General features: G+C 57.4%; 19 protein-coding genes. 13 read left to right on the plus strand and 6 right to left on the minus strand.

The annotated features are described in order from the left end of the window. Positions 1-142: 142 nt before the first annotated feature. Genes C3Y92_RS14170 through C3Y92_RS14195 form a run of 6 tightly spaced genes read right to left on the minus strand, consistent with a single transcriptional unit; the run spans position 143 to position 4,676 of the window. Positions 143-433, minus strand: coding sequence for a hypothetical protein (locus C3Y92_RS14170; protein ID WP_129353589.1), 291 nt, complete (start codon positions 431-433; stop codon positions 143-145). Positions 434-464: 31 nt separating this feature from the next. Further along, complete coding sequence (locus tag C3Y92_RS14175) at positions 465-1,040, minus strand: helix-turn-helix domain-containing protein (protein ID WP_129353591.1); 576 nt, start codon at positions 1,038-1,040, stop codon at positions 465-467. Position 1,041: 1 nt separating this feature from the next. Further along, on the minus strand, positions 1,042-1,800 hold the full coding sequence (locus C3Y92_RS14180; protein ID WP_129353593.1) for an AAA family ATPase: 759 nt from the start codon (positions 1,798-1,800) through the stop codon (positions 1,042-1,044). A gap of 20 nt (positions 1,801-1,820) precedes the next feature. Beyond that, positions 1,821-3,968: a Mu transposase C-terminal domain-containing protein gene (locus tag C3Y92_RS14185; protein WP_129353595.1), complete on the minus strand. Its 2,148-nt coding sequence runs from the start codon at positions 3,966-3,968 to the stop codon at positions 1,821-1,823. Between the two features lie 17 nt (positions 3,969-3,985). Then, a complete protein-coding gene (locus tag C3Y92_RS14190; protein WP_129353597.1) occupies positions 3,986-4,228 on the minus strand; it encodes a hypothetical protein in 243 nt (80 codons plus the stop codon). Continuing rightward, on the minus strand, positions 4,203-4,676 hold the full coding sequence (locus tag C3Y92_RS14195; RefSeq protein WP_129353599.1) for a hypothetical protein: 474 nt from the start codon (positions 4,674-4,676) through the stop codon (positions 4,203-4,205). Before C3Y92_RS14195 ends, C3Y92_RS14190 begins: the two co-directional genes overlap by 26 nt. Before the next feature lie 257 nt (positions 4,677-4,933). Here C3Y92_RS14195 and C3Y92_RS14200 point away from each other — a divergent pair, with 257 nt between their 5' ends. From C3Y92_RS14200 to C3Y92_RS14260, 13 genes are all read left to right on the plus strand, one after another. Continuing rightward, on the plus strand, positions 4,934-5,746 hold the full coding sequence (locus tag C3Y92_RS14200) for a helix-turn-helix domain-containing protein (protein ID WP_129353601.1): 813 nt from the start codon (positions 4,934-4,936) through the stop codon (positions 5,744-5,746). Positions 5,747-6,127: 381 nt separating this feature from the next. Further along, complete coding sequence (locus C3Y92_RS14205; protein ID WP_328591049.1) at positions 6,128-7,159, plus strand: AGE family epimerase/isomerase; 1,032 nt, start codon at positions 6,128-6,130, stop codon at positions 7,157-7,159. Between the two features lie 81 nt (positions 7,160-7,240). Further along, entirely contained in the window at positions 7,241-9,448 is a 2,208-nt protein-coding gene (locus C3Y92_RS14210; protein WP_165352117.1) for an MFS transporter, read from the plus strand. Further along, positions 9,445-10,716 carry an ankyrin repeat domain-containing protein gene (locus tag C3Y92_RS14215; protein WP_129353607.1) on the plus strand — a complete coding sequence of 424 codons (1,272 nt, stop codon included), beginning with the start codon at positions 9,445-9,447 and terminating at the stop codon, positions 10,714-10,716. The genes C3Y92_RS14210 and C3Y92_RS14215 overlap by 4 nt, the downstream gene beginning before the upstream one ends. 184 nt (positions 10,717-10,900) lie before the next feature. Then, positions 10,901-11,251, plus strand: a complete 351-nt coding sequence (locus C3Y92_RS14220; protein ID WP_129353609.1) for an STAS domain-containing protein — start codon at positions 10,901-10,903, stop codon at positions 11,249-11,251. Further along, positions 11,248-12,777 carry a hypothetical protein gene (locus tag C3Y92_RS14225; protein ID WP_129353611.1) on the plus strand — a complete coding sequence of 510 codons (1,530 nt, stop codon included), beginning with the start codon at positions 11,248-11,250 and terminating at the stop codon, positions 12,775-12,777. Before C3Y92_RS14220 ends, C3Y92_RS14225 begins: the two co-directional genes overlap by 4 nt. 28 nt (positions 12,778-12,805) lie before the next feature. Next, the gene (locus C3Y92_RS14230; RefSeq protein ID WP_129353613.1) at positions 12,806-13,723 is read left to right on the plus strand and encodes a type 1 glutamine amidotransferase domain-containing protein; all 918 of its coding nucleotides are present in this window, start codon (positions 12,806-12,808) and stop codon (positions 13,721-13,723) included. Positions 13,724-13,749: 26 nt separating this feature from the next. Next, the gene (locus C3Y92_RS14235) at positions 13,750-16,134 is read left to right on the plus strand and encodes an ATP-binding SpoIIE family protein phosphatase (RefSeq protein ID WP_129353615.1); all 2,385 of its coding nucleotides are present in this window, start codon (positions 13,750-13,752) and stop codon (positions 16,132-16,134) included. Positions 16,135-16,161: 27 nt separating this feature from the next. After that, a complete protein-coding gene (locus tag C3Y92_RS14240) occupies positions 16,162-16,698 on the plus strand; it encodes a nuclear transport factor 2-like protein (protein WP_129353617.1) in 537 nt (178 codons plus the stop codon). Between the two features lie 17 nt (positions 16,699-16,715). Then, complete coding sequence (locus C3Y92_RS14245; protein WP_165352118.1) at positions 16,716-17,024, plus strand: STAS domain-containing protein; 309 nt, start codon at positions 16,716-16,718, stop codon at positions 17,022-17,024. Continuing rightward, complete coding sequence (locus tag C3Y92_RS14250) at positions 17,021-19,189, plus strand: glycogen debranching protein (RefSeq protein ID WP_129353621.1); 2,169 nt, start codon at positions 17,021-17,023, stop codon at positions 19,187-19,189. Before C3Y92_RS14245 ends, C3Y92_RS14250 begins: the two co-directional genes overlap by 4 nt. Further along, positions 19,186-19,986 carry a L,D-transpeptidase family protein gene (locus C3Y92_RS14255; RefSeq protein WP_129353623.1) on the plus strand — a complete coding sequence of 267 codons (801 nt, stop codon included), beginning with the start codon at positions 19,186-19,188 and terminating at the stop codon, positions 19,984-19,986. The genes C3Y92_RS14250 and C3Y92_RS14255 overlap by 4 nt, the downstream gene beginning before the upstream one ends. Positions 19,987-20,157: 171 nt before the next feature. Next, a complete protein-coding gene (locus C3Y92_RS14260; protein ID WP_129353625.1) occupies positions 20,158-21,717 on the plus strand; it encodes an MFS transporter in 1,560 nt (519 codons plus the stop codon). Positions 21,718-21,809: the final 92 nt, after the last annotated feature.

Below are 21,809 nucleotides of genomic sequence, written 5' to 3' on the forward strand. Positions count from 1 at the left end.
CGTCCGCCGTGCTGCCCGCATAGCGTTAGAGGTCCGTTAGATTCGCGCAGATTCGACGAAAGCCCACTCTCGCGGGGACGACATCGGGAAGTCGCCTTCCGATGCTTATTTGCCCGTTTTGAACGTCCGGTTGATTGTTTGACTAACAGTCTGTCCCTGTCAGGCCTTCCAAACGGGAAGCGGAACCATGCACATTGTTATTAATACGGAGCGACGCTTGTTCCCGTTGGGTAAAATAGTCCAAAAGATAATCTCTCGCACGTTCAAGACGCTGATAAGACTGCTTGACGACTACACTCATTCCGAGGTGTCCAGTCCTCGAGAGGATGGCTTCAGCATCAAGAACTTCTTCCAGAAATTGTAAACCAAAAATAATGTCCGAGATGTCCCCTACATGATCCAAAGGCAGTGTGTTGTTTTGTTCCGTTTCCATTTCCTCCCCCTGCTTCTCAAGTTGCAAGATGCTATCGCTTCGCTGCGAAACGCCTCTGGCCAATTGCGAACGTTTTCCCTGTGTTTTGATCAATGACCAAGCCGCGCGCCTTATTCCAGGCTGGAGCGTCCGGCCCGGTGTTCCCGGCAAGGGTCAGCCGCCACCGTTCGCCGTGGCGTCCATCATGTTGCCGTCTCATTGAGGCGAGATACCCGGCGGCGGCCAGGGCGCGGATGTAGCCCCCTAAGTTGCTGGCCGCGTCCTTTTCTTCCCCATCGCAAAGGAGCAACATCAAATCATTGAGGCTGAAGACCTCCCTGATGCGCATGGCTCGCCATGCCTGCGCCCGGAGCGTGGACCGGTGATGAGTGACGGCCTTGCCCATGCCGGGACCTGACTTCACTTCCTGGCCGGCGGCCAGGATTTCCAGCCCTTCCCTTGTGAGCTGGTGGCAGCCTTCCCGAGACCTCACGAGGCCCCGCGCTACCAGGGTGATCAAATTAGCGTGAGTTTTGGCACTGGACATTTCCAGGACGGCCGCGAGCTGCCGCGTGAGCTTCGGCCCGTCCTGGAGAGCGGCCAGGACGGAAAGTCCGCGCCAAGCCATTTTAGTGCACTCCCGCCGTGCTTCTGGCCGAGCGGCGCACCGACCGAGGCGAGCAGGTCTCCCAGTTGTAGGAAAGGACCGTCCCCTCAAGCTGAGGCACGTCCACCTGCGTGAGGCCGTTGGTTTCCGCGATGCGCTCAATGGTGGCGATGATGTTGAGCACCTCCCGCATGCGCCCGCCGGAAATCCGGTGCACTTCGAGCTTGAGGGCCGGCGTCATCTCGATTTCCGCCAGCTCGTCGCACACATGGCCAACATCAACCGGCGAAGCGGGCTTGAACTCCACCACTTGGGCAATGCGGCTGAAAATCTGCTGGTAACGAGCAACCTTGCTCCTGATCCGCTCCATGCCGACAAGCACCACGGTCATTTCGGAGCGGTCGGAGAAGTCGCGGATTTTCTCCAGCACGGCGGCGTTGTTGGGCAAGGTGAATTCGGCTTCGTCGATGACCAGGGGCGTGAGGCTTCCCGCCAAACGGTCGCGCAGCACGGTGAAGAGGTCGCGCGAGGTCCCGTAAGGCTCAATGCCCGCGACCTTGGCCAGCTCCATGAGGAAATAGCGAGGCGTCCAGTCCACATTGGCCCGGAGGTAGAGCGCGCCAACCTTTGTGGCCCAATTGCTTACCACATGGCTTTTGCCGTTCCCGGGCAGGCCATACACCAGCATCATGCCGGCTTCGGCCGCCCCCCGTTGCTCAACGGCGCGGGCAGCTTGGGTGAAACGGACGTAGTTTTCCGTCTTGACAAACTTCATGCGCATACAAGCTCCATCTGTTGTTGTTATTTCGCCGCAGCCTGGGGGAGTGATTCTCCCCAGGCTATGCCGTGGTACAGATAATGGTCGCGCAGTTCCCTGTAGCGCTCGGACTGAACGTATTTCTCAACCCAGGGATGATCCTCTGACGTCCAGCGTTCCTGGTTGTCCATCAGCCACATGTAGCGAGCATCGGGGTCCCCAAAAAGCGGACGCCGGGCAGGGTCTTGCGACGCAGTCTCGGCGGATTGTTTAACGGCGGGGTGCGCAACCAAAGGTTCAGGCTGGGGCTGTGTGATGGAGTCGGCCATCATCGTGCAAATAGGAAGTGTCTCCGGCAACTGGATTGTTGCTCCTGGAATAATAGACTGTGCTCTCTTTTCAAGGCAACCTAATCGCTTTTTATCACGCTTCTCAATGGCCACAGCAACGGTGCTTGGCGGCTGATATGGAATGACATTTCCGTCCAATGTGGCGGTACAAATACGCTGCCCGGATTCTGTCCAGATATAGACTTCTGACGAATCCCATATGTTATACCGCACCTCTACCCATTTTTCGTGGAAATCTTTCAATTCATTAGAAAAATACCGATGGTTGAATATACCGACCTCTCCATTGAGAACTTTTCTACGTTCTGCCGGCATAAAAAGTTCGTCGCGGAGTTCTTCAGGCACACGGCGCGGCTCCCATCCTTCATTGCAGAAAGATTTCCAAGCTTCGTTTGGAGAAGGGTGACGCGACCTTCCTGACATTGGATCAAATATTTTCTTTAATCCCTTGTGTGGAGTATTGTTATATTCCTCAATTCTTGCCAGGAGCAGGCACTTAAATTGCTCCCATTTCGCCATTAAAGGCGACGAACTATTCTGGTCTATATCCTTTCTGGTTTTCTTGAAGACCTTCTTTTGAGCGTCATGATCCATGTCAGCGTGTGTGCAGGTAGCAAACATTTTGGACAACGGGTCACAAATTGTTTGAACACCTCGTTCCATCAAGCCTTTGCCTTGCGGACGGCCGGGAATTGAATGCTTTAGCGTGATGCCCAGTCGGTCCATTATGCCAGTCCCCTTGGCGGTCATCAGCTGGTTTTTATATCCCGATCCATTGTCCGTGTAGAACATGGCGGGAATGCCGGCGAACAGGCAGGCCATGCGCAAAGCATCCAAGACGACAAGAGCGCTTTCGCTCAATCCCACGGACACACCCACGCAAAGCCGCGTGACCACATCCAGGACGAACGTTACTTCGGGCTTGAAGGGCTTGCCGGTTAGGGGGTTCAGTATTTCAGCGTCGAAGGTCGTCCCATCTGCCGTATAAATGTACCCAGGAAGGTACATAGAGGCATCGCGTCGCTTGTGGGGTAGGAGCTTGAGATAGGCGTTGCCGGTTTTGCGACCTCGCTCCCGATCCGGCACGGACATCTTCTCCAACATGCGCCGAATCTGGGACTCCGAGGGCATTGACCCGAGCCAAGCCCTCTGGAACTCCCGGTATGCTTCAGAAATTTTGGGATTTTGCGGCTTTTGGTAGAAGGGAAGGAAGGCTAAAAACCATTCCGGCACATGCTTGTCCGGGCCGGGATGCTTGGGAGCCAGGGCGAGTTCGCCGCCCTTTTCAAATGCCTTCAGCCATCTGTAGATCGTGGGGTAAGACAACCCGCGATCCGCTTTGCCGCCCACCTTGTCGTTGGCCGCAAGGGCCTTTTGCCGGATGCCCTCGTCAAGCGTTCCCTCGCGCCAGCCCTTTTCAAGAGCCAGGATGGCGTTACGCTTGGTCATCACCGTGGCCAGTCGGTAGACTTCGTTCAAGATGCCCTTGCGGGCGGTCATGATGGTCCGTTGCTTCTCCGTGAGGTGGCCGGTATTGGCGAGGTCTTGAATTACGGGATCGGCACGGAGGGTGGCGGGACAAGTCGAAGCAGAAAGAGCCGGGGCATCACTGACGACAGCTGGTGCGGGTGCGGACTCCTGCGGGAAGGGCTTGCTTATGAGCGCCTCCCCGATAGCATGCCGGGTGTCTTTCGGCATGGACGCAATGATCCAGGCCTTCCCCCCGCCCTGGCCGGCGCGGGGGCGGGATTGCCAGCCCTCACTTTCCGCGCGGCGGAGGATTGAGGACCTGACAGCCTTCAGGAGGTACATCAGGTCTGCTGTTGAGAGCGTCTCAAGCATAAGAAGTGCCCGGCAAGTTAGGCTGCCACTTGTTTTTCAAGATCAATTGGAAGGCTCAGAAATTCTTGCGGGCATCCCAAATCGACGAGCTTCTTCAGCACACGCCTATTGTTCTTTCTGCCACGAATCGTATGCGAAACCATAGAGGGGGTAATTGCTATGGACTCTGCAATAGAAGTAACGCTAATCTTGTGGCTATCAAGCCATTCATAGATGCGAAAGGACTGTCTAAGTTTACCTGAGGCCATGCGAAGTCCCATGTTCTATCTCCTCTTCAAGCCTTCTAAGGACTTTCCTTTTTTGCTTCGACTCAATACAGGCAAGGCCATAATTGCGCAGGCGTTTGTCCTCTGGCGTCATTAACTCGCAACCATGCAAGCCAAGAATTAGGCAAAATGGAGCCAGATTACCTACGGCCAAGCAGAAGATGTGAAGGGCCAGGATCGACGGTAAATGCTCACGATCCGCAGGATTTAGCCATTTGTCCAGAGTAGGCAGCGAGAGGCCCCGGGAGTTGCCAACAGTGAGCTTGACCCCGGCCGAGGCGGCAATGCCGTTCATGCGGTCAAGAACCTGCTCGCGCGAAAGGATTGGCCGGGCCTCAGATAAGGCGTGTTGCATGGCGACCTTGATGGTGGCGTTGAACCCAGCCAGTTTGGCCTGGGCATCGCCATGAGTGAGAAGGGAGAGCTGGATTTCTCTGCTCATAATTCGCCATCCACCGAAAATCCCATTTGCCGTCCAATCCTTGCCGCTACGAGGACGTTGACCCGCTCCCGAGAGGCAGGTATGGTCAATTCATGCCGGGTCACAAAGTGACTGGGCATAGATTTGCCCAAAAAGTGGAAATGGTCAATTAAAAATTAACGCAACAGTTCTGAAAATAGGAAAATTTGCTTTTTCCTGAAATACTCAACGGTTAACGGTAATACGGGTATGCAACGCTTTTAGGACGGAAGGATTGCATGAAGATCGCTGAAAAGATTGTGACCCTGCGCGGAAAAGAGTCGAGGACAAGCTTTGCTGCCAAGATAGGGATAAATGCAAATACCCTTCGGAATTATGAAACCGGACTGTCTTTGCCTAATTCCGACGTCCTTTCCAAAATCTGTGCTATTACTGGCGTTGACGCTGGCTGGCTATTGCTTGATGGCATCGACACCAACAGCTTAGCAAGTGTGAGTGGCCGACAGGAGCGCATCATGATTGATATAGACGATGTTGAGACAGCTCGAGAAACGGATCAAGAGACAGACGAAGAAGTTTTAAAGCTTCCTCCGACGTCAACTATTTCAGATAACAGAGAATTGCTGGCGCAAATAAATAAACTACGTGATGATATAGAAAATATGTATAAAACTGGCTCTTTTAGATATAAGAGTTGCATCGATTACATCAGAATAAAAGATGCTTTCGCAATACCGATTGATGCAAAGTATGCTTCTTTTGGGGGATGGCCCGAGGCAATGGGTTATGTTTTGTTGGAATATTTGAGTATTAGAATAAAAACTATAGAGAAAGATGGCTTAGACTCTTGGAATAAAATAATAGTTATGATTCCGGCGGATGAAGAGTTAAACAAGCGAGAGCGAGAAATATTTAGAAAATTCAAGTTGACACCAACAAGCAAAGATGTTGTTGCGTGGTTTTCTAACTTTTTTGGAAAAGACACGAAATTAAAGAGAAGTAGATTCTGCCGTTTCGCTTTTGTTGCATACGCTGAAGACTATCTAGGTCAATTACCTAGGGATTTTACGAATAGCACTGGGAAGCAATAGAGAAGATATATATTGGAGGTAGAGAGACTCAAAAGAGCGGGAAACTCGATCCGTTCCCAGGCATTTTCGTATCAAAATCCGCGCAAAATCCTGCCATTTTCGTGCTATTCCGTATCAAAATCTTTCATTTTGGTTTTCAGCTTCCGAAGCCCCACAAGCTAGGCCCTGCGCGGCTTCCCGGCCTTTGTCCAGCTTCTGTTGCGTGTATCAAAATGATCGTCACCCCGGTGCGGAAAGGCGATCCTTCCTTCGCTTTTCAACGAAGACGCCGGCACCATCCCCCTCTACGAGCAAATTTATTGCCTGGCGGGGCTCACCCAGTACTACCGAGCAACGGGCGACCCAAACGTTTTGTCAGACATTGTGAAGACCGTGAAGTTCATGGACGACACCTACTGGGATGCCGCGAAGGACAATCCTTTAAAACAAGGTTACTTCTCCCATGTACACCCAGGCACGCTAAAGCCTGAAGATGCATCCGGCCAAAATGCAAACCGAAAGAATTGGAATTCCGTGGGCGATCATCTGCCGGCCTATTTGGAAAATCTCTACCTTGGCACCCGAGATCCTCAGTTTTTGAAACGACTGCAGCAACTGGGCGCGTTGATCGCAACCCATTTTCCCGATCCGAAAAGCCCTTTTGTGAATGAGCGTTTTTTTGCGGACTGGACGCCGGATCACGGCTACGCTTGGCAGCAAAATCGCGGTGTAATCGGCCACAATCTCAAGATAGCCTGGTGCCTCACGAGACTTTACCACCTCACCGGAGACCGTCAGTTCTTGAAAGTGGCCCAAGAGTGCGGGGATCAGATGCTGCTTTTTGGGCAAGATGGTCGCCGCGGCGGTTGGTATGATGTCATAGAGCGGCTCCCTGATCCAGAAACGGGACGATACGAACTGACTTGGCATGACCGCAAGGCTTGGTGGCAGCAGGAGCAGGGAATTCTCGCAAACTACATCCTCCACGCCGAGACCGGCGACCAGAAATACCTTGCGTCGGCCCGGGCTGGAGCCGCTTTTTACAACATGGCCTTCTTGGATCGCGATGACGGAGATGTCTTCTTCGATGTGCAAGCCGACGGCACGCCATACTTGCTCGGCGATCGGGGTGACAAGGGAAGCCATTCCAAAAGTGGCTACCACAACATGGAACTCACCTATTTCGCCCATCTTTATACGAATCTGCTGCTCAAAAAACGCCCTGTGGTCCTGCACTTTGCCCCCTGTCTGGAAGCAGGAGGAAAGACATTTCAAGTGCAACCGATATCCCTCCCTCCAGGTCGCGTGGGCATTGCCAGCGTTACGCTGGGAGGCAAGCCATGGACAAACTTTGACGCCAAGGCCTTCACAGTTGTCTTGCCCCAATGGCAGCAACCTGAATTGCTTACCGTTACCTTGGCACCTCTCCCATAGTGGCCAATATACTCTTTCTGAATTATGAAATTGATCAATCTAGAACATGATGAGTGGCCACGATTTGGGGTGCTGTGGGCCATGCTCGCCCTTCTTGCAGTGGGCTATGCGATCGGCTGGAGCGCCGTGCATTCGATGCTGGTCAAGCGTTTGGGCATAGAATATCTGCCATACACATACATTGGCATCAGTTTGCTCGGAGTAGTCGGCAGCTCGATTTATCTTTCCTTCGCCGACGCGGTTCGGAGGGATCGCCTGCTGATCTGGTTTTGCGGCCTGACCGGACTGGCTCTGTTGGCTTCACGCTTATTGGTCACCGCCCGACCCGATGCCGAGCCCAACGCCACGCCTTCACTGGCGCTCTTTTTCGCGGCTGTTTTTTTTGCCCAGGGAGTCGGCAACGCGACCCTCGGCACACAGGTGTGGACCATTGTCAACGATCTCCTGCGCCCTTCACAAGGCCGTAGGATTTATCCAATGCTGGGCACGGCGGGAACGATAGGCGGCATCGCCGGGGGCGCTTCGATACACTTCCTGGCCGAACGCTTCGGCACTGCGAACCTGATAGTGCTTTGGGCATTTGCCATTCTGGCCATCATCCCGATGACCTTGTTCGTACGGGCGCGTTTCGGCGGGGAATTACGAGGCTTGCGGCCAAATCATCTTGCCAAGAAAGCCCACTCTGAACGTCTCGGCGAAGGGGTACGTTTTTTCCTTTCCTCCAGGATGGCCAGAACCCTTGGCGTCGTCGCCTTGCTTTTCTGGATCGTTGGCTCCATAGCGGACTTCCAATACACCAGAATCATGAACAACACATTCACCGATGAGGCGTCTCTGGCAGGATACTACGGAATTTATGGAATGCTCATCAATGCCAGCGGCCTTGTGGTGCAATTTTTTTGCAGCGCGTATTTAATTCGCCGGATCGGTGTCGGCCGAGGTTTCCTGGCCCTTCCTGCGACGGCCCTGGGAGGGTTTGCCCTGGTTGGAGCATCCTTCACCTTCTGGCCAGGCTTGGTGCTGCGCTACGCATGGGACATGGTAGGGATGACCGTCCAGGGCAATTCCTATCAACTCGCCCTCAATGCCATCCCTTCCAATTTACGCGGGCGGATGCGAGGCCTGCTTGACGGGGTGATCAATCCCCTCGGCGGGGTTTTCGGCGGACTCCTCATCCTTGGCTTGCACTTCTTTTTCGATCACCGTCTTGAAACAGGATGGAATGATCCCGTCACCTTGTCCGGCATGGTTCTTACTGTGGCCTGGATTTTCTTCGTGCTCAGCGCCAGGGAAAGCTATTTCAGCCTGCTAGAAAACAACATGAAATCCAATGAGCGCCGGACAGTCTTGGATGCGATTGAAAGCCTGGAGGAGCCTGGAAGCCAACGGGCTGCTGAACTCCTCGATCTTGCGGCAACAAGCCAAGATCCTGAGATTCGCGCCAGTGTCGCCCGCACCAGAGGAGGAAGCCGCGACCAGTATGCCTTGGCCGGCCTCCTCCAATCCGTCCACGACGAGAACTATCGGGTTCGCTTGGCGGCTGTGCGATCCCTGGCCCGGTTCCCCGCCGGCATCCCCGGGCCTGCCCAAACCGAGATTGACCGGCTGCTTGAATCTGATCCAGAGCCCCAGGTGCGAGCCGCAGCCTTCCAAGCTCTTCTGGCAGGGCATTGCGCCGGGGAAGCCCGTTCGTTAGCCGACAAGTGGCTTGGCCATACGGATCCTCGTATCCGCGCTCATGCCGTTGAAGCCGTCGGGAGGACGAACTGGGACCATCGCCCACTTCTGGCTCCCTTGCTGTCCGATCCAGCCCCACTGGTGCGGGCCTGGGCCGCACGGGTTTTGCTGCGCGAGGAAACGACCCGGGAACAAGCAACACAAGTGCTTGCCCTTGTGCTGGAAGATGTCGCAGCCGGAACAGATGCCCATGAGCTTGCTTTGGCGACCCTTCATGGCAGCGGGCCAATGCCTGCGATACAACTCCCCAGCCATATCATGGGTTCACACGATCCCGCCGTGCGCGTTCTCGCTTTGGCGTTAAGCCTTGAACAGACGGATGCCACGGCGGCGAAAACGTTGCACGAAATTTTCAACATCCTTGCCGATCCCGATAATACAGAACGGTTGCGAGCCGGTCTTGTGCCGTATTTGCCCGACTTCTCAGAACGTGTAGCGGATGCCATCCTTATGGGCTGCGCTATGTTGGACCCGGCTCGACGCAAGCTTGTCTCCCACCTCCTGACCGAGTGGCATCAGGTGTTGGAAACCCGGACCCAAGGCGTCCCATGAAAAGATTGTCCTGGCTCTGGTTGGCGCCGCTGCTGTTGGGCCTCTCGGTCGCCAGCCCGGCCCCCGCCGAGCACACGACGTCGGGCACAAGACTTGTCCGTCTTGGCGACCTGGACGCCTTGAACGCTTGGCTGGAGCATGGATCGAGCGACCCCAACCAGGCCGATGACGACGGCTGGACTCCGTTGCTGGCGGCGGCGGCCAGGGGCCGGGCCGACATGGTGGCGCTCTTGCTCAAGCATCCAGGCCACCCGTCTGATCCGGGAGTTCGCTTTGCCCCCTCGCAGGCCCTTGCGGTGCATCTGGCCGCCCAATCTGGGGATGTGGCTTCCGTGGCTCTTTTGCTCGATGCCCGCCCGGGCGATCTGGAGGAAAAACTCCCTGTCAACGGCCACACGCCGCTTCTTCAGGCTGTTTTTTACAATCGGACGGCGCTGACAAAAATGCTGCTTGATCGGGGGGCCGACACTGCGGCCACCACGCTGCGTGGTCTTTCGGCTCTCGCCTTGGCCAGGCAATTTGGCAACAGCGAGTTGATCGGCCTGTTGGAGACGAGGCCTCCTGCTGAGGAGGCCGTGGCCAAGGACTATGCCGACAATCTGGCCCGAATTCGTGAGCATCCGGCCTCCGGAGAAGAAGCCGCCCAGGCTGCCGTCGATGCTGCCGCGTCGGCCATTGCCATGGCCCTTGTCGAGGCTGGACGCCAAGGCACTCCGCCCGAGGAGTTATTGATGCGTCTGCAGCAATTGCTTGACGCCTGCCAAGTGAACCGCCTGGCAGGAGACCTGCGGCAACCGCTTCTCGTGATTGCCGTGACCGGCGGCAACGCCGAACCCCATCCTGAAAATGCCAGGAGCTTTCGGACGCTCCTCGTTAAAAGTCTTCTCGCCCGGGGAGCTGATCCGCTGCAAAAGGAAAAACATCCGATGGGCACCCAGTCCATCACACGCGCCGCAGCTTTCGGGCACGTCACCTCCTTGCGCGAAATGGCCGCAAGTCTTGAGCCGCATCGACTGAAAGCCGCGCTCAACGAAGTTCCTGCCGTGAACGGGTACACCACCCTGCATGATGCCGTCGTACGCGCAGGCACTGCGGCCGACCCCTCGGGATATTTGGAAACCATCCGCTGGGCCCGGCTCCACGGCTCTCGCGATGACCTCGAAGATTTCAACGGACTTACCCCAAGAGACCATGCCGAAGCCCTGGCGGACCCCGTCCGTCGCACTTTGGTCATGGAGGCGATGGGAAGCCCTGGCGGGCAGCCCTGAACAACGACGCAGCCAACGGCAACCCGCCATCAAAAGAGCATTACCGCTCCGGAATTTCAGTTCATTGCCATACTGTTTTCAATACTACCATTGCCTGCGCTCTTTTTCTCCTGCTAAAACCAATCCGCAGGCTTGACAAGACAGGGCGCAACTTGGGATAAAGTGACGTAAGAAAGGGTCATGCATGTCTGGATCAAAACCGCTCCAAGAAACCGTCCGCAACGATTGCCTGCTTATCGCCCTCCAAGGCAAGCTGGATGCCTCCACCACGCCCGGTCTCCAACAGCAGCTTTGCGACAAGCTACGCTGCGGGCAGAAGTTCTTAGCATTGGATTTTTCCGCTGTTTCCTACTTGGCCAGCAGCGGACTGCGGATGCTGTTGGTGCTCTCCCAACTGGCTGGATCGCTTGAAGGTCGTATCGTCTTGTGCGGGATGGACCAAACCATGCGGGATATGCTGACAATATCGGGGTTTGCTCCGTATTTCCCGCAAGCCCAGAACACGGAGGAAGCCTTTCGGCTGCTGGAAACATGAAACACCTGCCCTTAGCCCTGCTGCTGCTCTTTGTCGCGCTGCATCTGCACGCTGCGGATATCCCAACGGCGCAGATCATTGGCACAATCCATGATACGCGCACGGCATGGAATCCTTTTCATTCCTCCAATGACATGCAGTTGCAAAGCGACGGAACATTCGTTGCAAAACTCAACCTGCATACCTCGGGGGGACGCAACCGCGACGGCATTTATTCCATGCGCTTCGTCAAAGGACGCGAACTTCGGGACACGTTCAAGCGCGGCCCGGCAGCGGGAAAACTGGTCTCAGGCCCTGATTCAACCCAGGCGGGGAACATCCACTTTCGGATTCCAGCCGACGGTGTTTACACCATCACCTTCGATCCCGCCAAGCATGGTTACAGCATTTCTCCACCAGTTGAGGAAATTGATGCTGTCCGGTCATTGCAAATTAATGGATTCGTCCATGATCGCCAGGGCTTGGTCGAATGCGACGACGGACGACGAACCCGCCCGGCAGAAATATGGGATGAATGGGTGCCCTCCCATGAATTCACTCGTCGCCCGGATGGTTCGTGGGTTATTGACTTGCGCCTCTCCGCCACTGGAGGACACGAAAAAAACGGTGTCTATCAGTGCCTTCTTTCGGCCAACAATATTTCCGACTGGGGGTATGCCGCGATCCTTGGAAAGCCTGGACAGTTGGCTGGCGGCAACGGATACGACAGCCGTGTCGGCCATGCTTTCGAGACGGCCATCGTTTTCCAGGTCTCACGCGAACAAAACTACCGCATGACGGTATGGCCGGAGGAGTACCGTTTTGAAATATCGCCTCCGGTCAAGTTTTTCCAACTCCAAGAGTTCGATGTCGCAGGCAATGTGGTTCCCGAGCCCTGGAATCCCAAGCATCCCGCGCATTCGATGAAACGCGAGACCGATGGTCGATGGACCAAGGTTCTTGACCTCTCCACCGAAGGCGGGTGGGACGGACGAGGACTGTACTCGATGAATTTCTCCATTGATGGCGATTGGGCTCTCGACAGCATCGGCATGGGTGGCGAATGGGGACGCACTTGGCACTCGGCCCCCCAGGCAACAAACATCGTATTCCGCGTCAAATCCAACGGCCCTCATACCGTCACCTTGCATCCAACGAACGGCGTCTTTGACATCACCCCCGAGGTTGTTCCCCTGACCAAGATCGAAAACCTGCAACTCAGCGGCGACTTCGAGGTGTACGCTTCCGACGGATCTGGCGGCTGGAACGCTTTTGACCCCATGCACGATATGACCATGGAATCACCCGGCATTTTTACAAAAGACATTCGCCTCACAGGGGGGCGCGCCTACTCGTATAAATACTCGGCCAATCGCTTGGGCTGGGCTATCCCGCTGGTGGATTATCCCTACGACGGCTATGCCCGCCTCGCCACCCACGGCAACCCCCCGCCCATGCGTTATGACTGTCCCCGCGACGGCATTTATCGTTTCCGGGCCGACACCATCACCGGGGCCTACCACGTCGAGCTTGTCAAACACTTATAGTTGCAAAAAGACAAAGGAGAAAACCAACATGAAAAAGACGCCCGCCGTTTTCGCAGCGGCCACAGCCATCAGTTTTCTCGTCTTTGCCGTCATCGCCGTCCAGGCGGCGGAAAAACCCACCAGAAACAAACGCGTTCTTTTTGTGGCGTCAGAGTTCGGCTACTGGGGGGAGGAACTCGTTGCTCCTTATGAAATCCTCGAGGCCGCCGGCTACAAGGTGGATTTTGCCACGCCGAAAGGCGGCAAACCCCTTGCTCTGCCTCCCAGCATGGATACGAATTACGTGGACCCCCCGTTGGGCAAGAAAGTGACAACCCCGGAGATGGCCGCCAAAGTGGCTGCCCTGGAAAATTCCACCCGCCTTAACAAGCCCATCAACCTCTCGGCCTGGCTGCCCGGCAAGCCCTATCTGAGTTCCTCCACCTACCTGGACGATCTTCATGCCTACTACGACGCCCTCGACAAAGCCGACGAGGAAATCCGCAAATATGATGCCCTCGTCATTGTCGGCGGTAGCGGGCCGATCCTTGATGTGGCCAACAACAAGCGCGTGCAGGATTTGATTCGCCTTTTTCTCAAGCAGGACAAGCCCGTTGCCGGCATTTGCTATGGTGTGGCCGCCATCGCGTTTACCCGCGACGAAATCACGGACCGAAGCGTGGTTTTCGGCAAACGCGTGACAGGCCATCCCGTCGTCCACGATTACAATGACGGCCACGGATACATCAAAATCGATCACATTTTTCCCGGAGCGCCCTATCAGCTTGAGTACATCCTCAAGGATGCCGTAGGACCGGATGGGCAATTTATCGCCAACATCGGCAAACGTACTTCGGTCATCGTGGATTATCCGATCATCACCGCCCGCACCACCTTTGACTCGACCCTTTGTGGAGAGAAGCTGGTTGAAGTACTTAACCAGGGTCTTACACGGTACGGCTGGTAGACTTTTACAAACAGTCCCGTGCACTCATGAACATAGAACGCAAACTGCCACGGTCTCTCAAAACACGGTTTGCGGTTCTGGCCCTTGGGTGCGCGGGACTTATTTTTATCCTCATCGCCCCGCCCATCATCATTCTCTCCAGGACGTTGCTTTTCGAGAGGCAAGTAAGCATCGCCCGTGAACACTTTGAGACCATGTTGACGCAGGGGGACAGCGAACTGCGGGCCATACGCCAGCACGCCGTGAGCCTCGCCGACGTGTTGGAACAATGGCCGCCCAAGACCTATGAGAATTGGTTTTGGTTTCTTCGATATGGCATGGACCAACTCCCCAAAGCCGAAACGCTTCGAGTGCTTTTCTTCCAGGGCAACGCTCTGACTCCCCCAGGCATGCCAGGTTTCTACATCCGACGAGTGGGAGAGCACGCTTTCGAACAAGGGGTCATCACGTCCCAATTGGAGGACCCGCTCAGTCCTGCCCAGGCATGGTCTGGCGAGGCGCTTGAGAAGAAACCCTCGGAATATGCCGATGGCTTCTGGTCGCATCCCCATCGCCCGCCCGAATCGCCGGAGAAAAGCGTCATGACGGTGGTGGCCCCGGTTGTTCAGGCAAAAGTCCAAGAGGAAACCCTGGTCGGCTTGGTGGGCATCGATATCCCCACTCCGGTGATCCGTGACGCTATTGCTTTGCGGACAACACCAATCCGACACATGGTTTTTGTTGTTGACGCAAACCGCCGCATCGCCCTGGCCTCCATCAAGGAACCCGGACTGGGCGTGACGGAGCGAGAAGCCTTTGCCGCCAAAACCGAGGAACGACCAACCCTTCTCGCCGGCCTGGACCTTCTCTATGATCCTGAGAAACCAAGCGGATGGTTTGTTGCCGCCAATCCCATCAATGGCGAGTCAACCTGTTTTGTTTTTGACAACTTTCCCCATACTGGGCTGAAGTTTGTCCTGGCCATTCCCGTGCGTGACCTGGAAGGCGGCTGGCACAGGCTGGCCGCCGGCATCATCGGATTAGGCGTGCTTGCCATGCTGGGAATGGCCCTGCTCTTGCGCTGGACCGCCGGCCTTGCCACCCGAAACCTGGACATCCTCCGCGAAGGCGTGTCGCATCTGCGGGCGGGGAATCTGGGGACAATCCTGCCCCCAGGCGTCTCCCACGATGAAACCGCCGACATCATTGAGGCCTTCAACAGTATGGCCAGGGAACTGGAAACAGCCTTCGCTCGCGCCGAAGAAATGGCGCGGACGCAACAACGCAATGCCACCGAGATGGACCTGGCCCGGCGAATCCAGCAGGCCTCCCTGCCGGAAACCATTTTTATGCCTGGCTGCGACATTTTTGCCCGCACCTTGCCTGCCCAGGAAATCGGAGGAGACTTCTACGACTATTTCCCCCTTCCCGGCGGTCGCCTCGCCTTCGCAGTGGGCGACGTCTCGGGCAAAGGCGTCTCGGCGGCACTGTTTGCGGCACGCGCAGGGCAGTTGTTGCGGAGTGCGGCGCACTCCTGCACCCCCGGCGAGGTTATCACCCATGTCAACGCACAACTCGCCCGCTCAAACACCGAGATGATGTTCATAACCCTGTTCTTCGCGGTCTGGACTCCCGCCGCATCCCGCCTTGAATGGGTCAACGCAGGCCACAACCCGCCCCTTATAAAACGCAAAAATGGTGTTTTGGAACGCTTGGACCACCAAAGCGGCCCAGCCATCGGCCCCATACCCGGCATCGCTTATGAATGTCAGGAATTGCTGTTTTGCCAAGGTGACGAGTTACTCGTCTACACCGATGGCATTACTGAAGCTCCCGATCTCCAAGCAGAACAATTTGGCGATGCCCGTCTTGAGCACATTTTCACCACGCCTTCCACAACGTCCCTTGAGGTCCGGACCTCGGCCGTCATCGAGGCGGTCTGTGACTGGCAACCCGCCGGGGATCGATTCGACGACATTACGCTGCTGTTGGCTCGCCCCCTCGCTCCTCCCACCGTTGTCGTCGTTCCCGCAGCCCTGACGGAAATTGAAACCGTCGTCGCTGCGGTGCAACAAGCCGCCAGAGCCGGCGGCATGTCCGAAGCGGCTGTCCGGGAAATGGCTTTGGGCGTCTGCGAAGCCGCCACCAATATCATCCAATACGCCCTTGGCGAAGACATGGCCCGCACCTTCACCGTCTGCTACGGATGGAATGAAGAGGCCTTGGTCATTCGTTTCGAGGATGACGGGCCACAATTCGATCCCGACTCACTGCCGTTGGCCGACACCAGATCCCCCCTCGACCAGCGTCAAGTTGGCGGGCTGGGATGGTTTTTGCTTCGTAAAGTTACGGACGTGGCCCGACTTGACCGCGTCGAAGCGGTCAACATTCTTACCTTGGCCCGTCGGCGGGACCGTCCCACGCTTTCCTGACCAACCAACCCCAAAGGGATACGATCCATGAAAAAGAAAGATATGACCAGGCGTCCGTTGCATCTGATTCTCGTAGCTGTTTGTTTATTTTGCACCGCCTCGCGGCTCCACGCATCACCGGGCGTCCTCACGGAACAACAGGTGCAAAACGTCATTCTTGGCTGGTTCGCCACCACCAACGAACACCGTCCAACTGCGGAATTGCTTGCTTTCGCTGATGATAACATCGAGTTCCGTTATCCGAATCTGCCCGATATCCAACACGGCCACGCCGCTCTCCGGGCTTGGTACGAGAACATCCTCAAGTGGGCCTTCGATGAAGTTCACGAGGTCGTGAACTGGGAACGCATTGAGATCAAGGACAACCGGGCGGTGGTCAAGCTGCTGGTTCGCTGGGAACGCCGGGAATGGATCGTCGGAGAGGCCCACAGCCGCTATCTGGCCAATTTTTCATGGCAAACCTATGAACTGAAGAAGCTTCCGTCGGATGGACGCATCCTGGTGACCAAGAAAACCGTTGACAAATACGAACCCACCACCCCCATCTACCAACCTGCCCAATGAACAACACGAATACCGCAGTGACCATTGCGCTCACCGGGGACATTACCCATGCCAATTCCAGCCAATGGCACGAGCGCCTCTTAGCCGCTTTGCACGACGTCAAAGGACTGGTGGTCGATGCCGCTGACCTGCGAATGCTCTCCAGCGCTGGGCTAAGAATGCTCCTGTTGCTGCATCGAACGGCCGCATCCAGAGGACAGCTTTTGGCTCTGGCCTCTCTGCCTGCTGCTGCACGCGACGTCATGTCAGTCACTGGTTTTCTCCAGCACTTTGCGGTTTATGACAACGTTGAAGAAGCGCAAAAGGTATTGCAGGCCCAGCCATGAACACTCGCGTGGACCTCTATCCCACTGAAGAAATCGCCGGATGGCTCACGCGCCCAGGCCGGGTGCTTCCCTATGGCCCCTCCCTCGTGCCTGGCGGGGTGAACTTCTCGATTTTTTCCTCCGTGGCCACGTCCTGCTCCCTGGTGCTTTTTCACCGCGAGGGCGGCGCGCTGTTGGCGGAACTCCCGATTCCGCTCTCCTACCGAGTGGGCGATGTGTGGGCAATCACTGTCTTTGGCCTCAATCCCGAAACCTTCACGTACGGCTTCCGTCTGGACGGCCCGCAGCATCTGGCAGCGACACAGCGTTGCGACTTCGGGCGCATTCTCCTCGACCCTCGCTCGCGAGCCATAACCGGTCGTGATGTTTGGGGAGCTCCTGTGGATTGGACCGACAAATTTCCCTACCGTGGATTCGTCGTACCCGAGGATTATGATTGGCGGGGCGACAGGCCCCCCGGCCACTCCCCGGAGGATCTCATCATTTATGAAATGCACGTCAGAGGGTTTACCCAGCACCCCAACAGCGGCGTTGCCCATCCCGGGACGTATGCCGGCCTGGTCGAAAAGATACCCTATCTTCTCGACCTTGGAGTCAATTGCGTTGAATTGCTGCCGGTCTTTGAATTTGATGAGTATGAGCTTTCCCGTCCAAATCCCATAACCGGTGGCCTGAACATGAATTACTGGGGCTACAGCACCTCCGGCTTTTTTGCGCCCAAGGCCGGATTCGCGACCAGCGGGGCACTGGGCATGCAGTGCGATGAATTCAAGGAAATGGTGCGAGCCCTTCATGAGGCAGGCATTGAGGTCATTCTCGATGTTGTCTTTAACCATACCTGCGAGGGTGATCATCGGGGTCCGACAATCCACTTCCGAGGCCTTGACGACAAAGCCTATTACCTCCTTACACCCGAGGGCTGGTACTACAACTTCAGCGGCTGCGGCAATTCCATGAATTGCAACCACCCCATTGTGCGCGATTTTGTCCTTGAGTGCCTTCGCTTTTGGGTAGCGGAATACCATGTAGACGGGTTCCGCTTCGATGCCGCCGCTATCCTCGGACGAGGTTCCGATGGCAGCCCCCTGTCCAATCCTCCACTGCTTGAGACGGTCGCCGCAGACCCCGTGCTCAAAAAAACCAAACTCATTGCCGAAGCCTGGGACGCAGGAGGACTCTACCTTCTTGGGAAATTTCCCAATTTCGGCCGTTTTGCAGAATGGAACGGCAGGTTCCGCGATGATGGCCGGGATTTCTTGCGCGGTCAGCCGGGCATGGCAGGAGCAGTGGCCACCCGTCTCGTCGGATCACCTGACCTCTACTCGGCCGGGGGGCGAGGTCCACGAGCCTCAATCAACTTCCTCACCTGCCACGATGGCTTCACCTTGCGGGACCTTGTTTCGTACAACTCTAAGCACAATGAGGCCAATGACGAAGGCAACCGCGACGGCATTGACGACAATCGGAGCTGGAATTGTGGCATAGAAGGTGAAACACCAGACCATTTCATCAATGATCTCCGTCTCCGCCAGCAAAAAAACGCTCTTCTCTTTCTGCTGGTTTCACGGGGAATTCCCATGATTCTGATGGGGGATGAACGTTGCCGCACCCAGGGAGGGAACAACAACACTTACTGCCATGATACTACCTTGAACTGGCTCGATTGGTCACTGACTAAATCCCAGCAGGAACTTTTCCGCTTCACCAAGATGGCTATAAGACTTCGCCTTGCCCACCCTGTGTTTCGCGCCTCCGAGCATCCTCGGGGCGACCGGCATGGAACCCATGGTATTCCAGAGGTTGTTTGGCATGGCTGCCTTCCTGGTAAACCGGATTGGGACTCCCGCCTCGTGGCGGTCACCTTGACGGGATGTTTCGATAATCAACCGGACATAGTCTACTTCGCCTGGAACTCCGACCACGAACCTGCCTTTCTTTCGCTTCCGGAACCGCCCGGGGGAACATGGTTTACTGAAGCCAATACTGGGTGCTTGACTCCAGATGATATTCATCCCCCGGGAGGCGGCCCTGCCATGCAAGAGACATGCTTTCTCGCCCCCCGTTCGGCGATATTATTGACCGTTGCCAACTCCAACAGACCATGCAATACCGGCGCGGTCATCCGATACAGCAACCCCGACGCCTACCGAGAGAGCAAGCCATGAGACACTTTGCCGCGTTGTCGCTTCTTATGGTCCTTGTCCTGGGCCTGGGCCTGGAGTGCCAGGCCGCCAGCACTGCTCCGGCGCAAACCGATGCGGCCATGAGGCCGGCGTCCCCTCTGGCAGGGGCTGGCCAGCTGGTGCTGGTGGTGGCCGAGGACTGGAACACGACCCAAGCCCGGCTGCGGCGGTTCGAACGTTCCGGCCCCAATGCCCCGTGGCGTCCTGTGGGCGACGCCGTGCCCGTGAGCCTGGGGCGAACCGGATTGGCCTGGGGCAGGGGGCTGCACGGCCAGCAACTCTCTGAGGCTCCGGTCAAAAAAGAGGGGGACGGACGCGCGCCTGCCGGCGTTTTCAGCCTGCCGCGCGCCTTTATCGGCCCCAGCGAATCCAGCGGCGCGTCGCCCCACTTCCCCGTGCATCAGGTCACCGCGCAAACCGTTTGCGTGGATGGAGTTGCGTCAAAGCATTACAACCAGCTGTTCGAGGAAAGCACCGTTGCCAAGGACTGGGACAGCGAGGAGCGGATGTTGCGGCCTGACGGCCTGTACCGTTACGGACTGTTTGTGGATCACAATGCCCCAAGCGTCCAGTCGGGGGCCGGTTCGTGCATTTTCCTGCACTTGTGGCGGAGTCCCGGCGCGCCCACGGCGGGCTGCACGGCCATGGCCGAACCGGACATGCTCGCCGTGTTGGGCTGGCTCGACGCCGCGAAAAAACCGATATTGGTGCAATTGCCCCGCGAGGAACTGGTCCGGCTGGCCCCTGCCTGGGGCGCGCTGGAACTTGCCGCCAAGTAATATCGCTAAGGACGCGACACCACTCTCGCCATTGATGGAGCAGAGCCTCGCCGCCCGCTCCCGTCGCGACGCCTCGGAACAAATCCGCTGGTGTTGCCGCTGGTTCGAAGCTCTGCTACCAAACGTCATGCTCCAAGCGCCCTGTCGCCGCCGGCCCTGTCCGGCCCGTCCGTGATCGCCCCGCCCAAGCGGCTGGGGTTGACGGCCCGGGAGTGGCTCGTTTGCGCCGTGGCCGCCTGGGGCTTTCTCTTTGACAGCTACGAACTGCTGATGCTGCCGCTCATCGTGCGCCCGGCGCTCATGGAACTGGGCGGCATCCGTCCCAGTACGCCGGAATTCACCTTCTGGTTCGGGATGCTCTTCTACGTCCCGGCCGTGGCTGGCGGCGCGTTCGGCCTGCTTGGCGGCTGGCTCGCCGACCGTTTCGGGCGGCAACGCGTTCTGACGGCCAGCATCATGCTGTATGCGGTCTCTTCCTTCCTGTCCGGGTTCGCCACGTCCCTGACCATGTTGCTTGTCCTGCGCTGTCTCGTGTTCATTGGCGTGTGCGTGGAATTCGTGGCGGCCATTGCCTGGCTGGCCGAATTTTTTCCCGAACCACGCCGGTGCGAGGCCGTGCTGGGAACGACCCAGGCGTTTTCCTCTGTCGGCGGTCTGCTGGTGGCCGTGGTCGGCGGCCTGGCCTCCGCCTTGGCCGGCGGACGCCCCGTCACGCTGCTGGGCTGGCTCGCCTTGCCGCCGCTGCCCGCGCCGTCCATCGCCCTGCCCGAGGTATTGTCGTTTCTCGGGCACATCGACAATCCCCAAGCCGACTGGCGCTACACGCTCATGTCCGGCCTGCTGCCGGCCCTGCCGCTGCTGCTAGTGCGGCCGTTTTTGCCGGAATCCCCGCCTTGGCTGGCCAAACGCCGGGCCGGCCAGTTGGGCCGGCCGAGCCTGGCCGCCTTGTTCTCCCCCGGACTGCGGCGCACCACCTGCCTGGTCACCGCCATGTTCACCCTGAGCTTCGCTGCCGCCTTTGGGGCCATCCAACAAGCCCCACAGATCGTGCCGGGCCTGCCCGAGACCCGGGCCGCCGTGGCCCAAGCCCTGGACAAACGCCTGCCCGAAGACAAACAGGCGGCGTTGCGTGCCCAGTGGACGCAGGAAGGACGTTCGGAAAACGAAATCCATCAGCGCCTAAACGCCGAGCGCCGCCGGATCGCCGGCCCGGTAGAACAGGGATTCGCGGCGCGGGCGACCACGTTTCAGGAATTTGGAGGGATTGCCGGCCGCTGCGCCCTGGCCGTGCTGGCGGTGTGGATTGTCAGCCGCAGGAAGCTGCTGCGATTTTTCTTGATTCCGGCGACGGTTATATTGCCGGTGACTTTCGCCTGGGCCGGGACCACAAGCCTGCCCGCCTTTGAACGCGGCCTTTTCCTGGCGGGATTCGTGATCATCGGCCAGTTCAGCTTCTGGGGAAACTACCTCCCCCGCGCCTACCCGCTGCATTTACGGGGCACAGGCGAAAGTTTTTCGGCCAACGTCGGCGGCCGGATGCTCGGATCGTGTTTCGCCGCCCTGACCCAATGGCTGGCCGCCGCCCTGCCCATCGCCGCCGCCCACCCCGCCCGGGTGGCTTACGCCGCCGCCGGGGTCGCTTTTCTGGTCACCCTGGCCAATCTGCTCGCCTCGCGCTTTCTGCCCGAACCCGCCTCGCAATCCCTGCCCGAAGACGCGCCGCCCTCGTAAGGACGCGGCTGCCGCCCACTTGGCAAGGTCCGGGACGTTTCGGAGCCCACCGGCCAAGCGCCGGACCAGCCGCCCTGTTCGGCAAGCTCCGG

Origin of the sequence: Solidesulfovibrio carbinolicus (genome assembly GCF_004135975.1) — a bacterium.
GTDB classification, from domain to species: Bacteria; Desulfobacterota; Desulfovibrionia; order Desulfovibrionales; family Desulfovibrionaceae; genus Solidesulfovibrio; species Solidesulfovibrio carbinolicus.

Excerpts from the sequence above, each read along its gene's own strand:
- C3Y92_RS14240 (WP_129353617.1), top strand. The coding sequence starts at position 16,162 with ATGAAAAAGAAAGATATGACCAGGCGTCCGTTGCATCTGATTCTCGTA.
- C3Y92_RS14215 (WP_129353607.1), top strand. The coding sequence starts at position 9,445 with ATGAAAAGATTGTCCTGGCTCTGGTTGGCGCCGCTGCTGTTGGGCCTC.
- C3Y92_RS14195 (WP_129353599.1), bottom strand. The coding sequence starts at position 4,676 with ATGAGCAGAGAAATCCAGCTCTCCCTTCTCACTCATGGCGATGCCCAG.
- C3Y92_RS14205 (WP_328591049.1), top strand. The coding sequence starts at position 6,128 with ATGGACGACACCTACTGGGATGCCGCGAAGGACAATCCTTTAAAACAA.
- C3Y92_RS14170 (WP_129353589.1), bottom strand. The coding sequence starts at position 433 with ATGGAAACGGAACAAAACAACACACTGCCTTTGGATCATGTAGGGGAC.
- C3Y92_RS14225 (WP_129353611.1), top strand. The coding sequence starts at position 11,248 with ATGAAACACCTGCCCTTAGCCCTGCTGCTGCTCTTTGTCGCGCTGCAT.
- C3Y92_RS14220 (WP_129353609.1), top strand. The coding sequence starts at position 10,901 with ATGTCTGGATCAAAACCGCTCCAAGAAACCGTCCGCAACGATTGCCTG.
- C3Y92_RS14230 (WP_129353613.1), top strand. The coding sequence starts at position 12,806 with ATGAAAAAGACGCCCGCCGTTTTCGCAGCGGCCACAGCCATCAGTTTT.
- C3Y92_RS14185 (WP_129353595.1), bottom strand. The coding sequence starts at position 3,968 with ATGCTTGAGACGCTCTCAACAGCAGACCTGATGTACCTCCTGAAGGCT.
- C3Y92_RS14235 (WP_129353615.1), top strand. The coding sequence starts at position 13,750 with ATGAACATAGAACGCAAACTGCCACGGTCTCTCAAAACACGGTTTGCG.
- C3Y92_RS14255 (WP_129353623.1), top strand. The coding sequence starts at position 19,186 with ATGAGACACTTTGCCGCGTTGTCGCTTCTTATGGTCCTTGTCCTGGGC.
- C3Y92_RS14175 (WP_129353591.1), bottom strand. The coding sequence starts at position 1,040 with ATGGCTTGGCGCGGACTTTCCGTCCTGGCCGCTCTCCAGGACGGGCCG.
- C3Y92_RS14250 (WP_129353621.1), top strand. The coding sequence starts at position 17,021 with ATGAACACTCGCGTGGACCTCTATCCCACTGAAGAAATCGCCGGATGG.
- C3Y92_RS14190 (WP_129353597.1), bottom strand. The coding sequence starts at position 4,228 with ATGGGACTTCGCATGGCCTCAGGTAAACTTAGACAGTCCTTTCGCATC.
- C3Y92_RS14180 (WP_129353593.1), bottom strand. The coding sequence starts at position 1,800 with ATGCGCATGAAGTTTGTCAAGACGGAAAACTACGTCCGTTTCACCCAA.
- C3Y92_RS14210 (WP_165352117.1), top strand. The coding sequence starts at position 7,241 with ATGCTCGCCCTTCTTGCAGTGGGCTATGCGATCGGCTGGAGCGCCGTG.
- C3Y92_RS14200 (WP_129353601.1), top strand. The coding sequence starts at position 4,934 with ATGAAGATCGCTGAAAAGATTGTGACCCTGCGCGGAAAAGAGTCGAGG.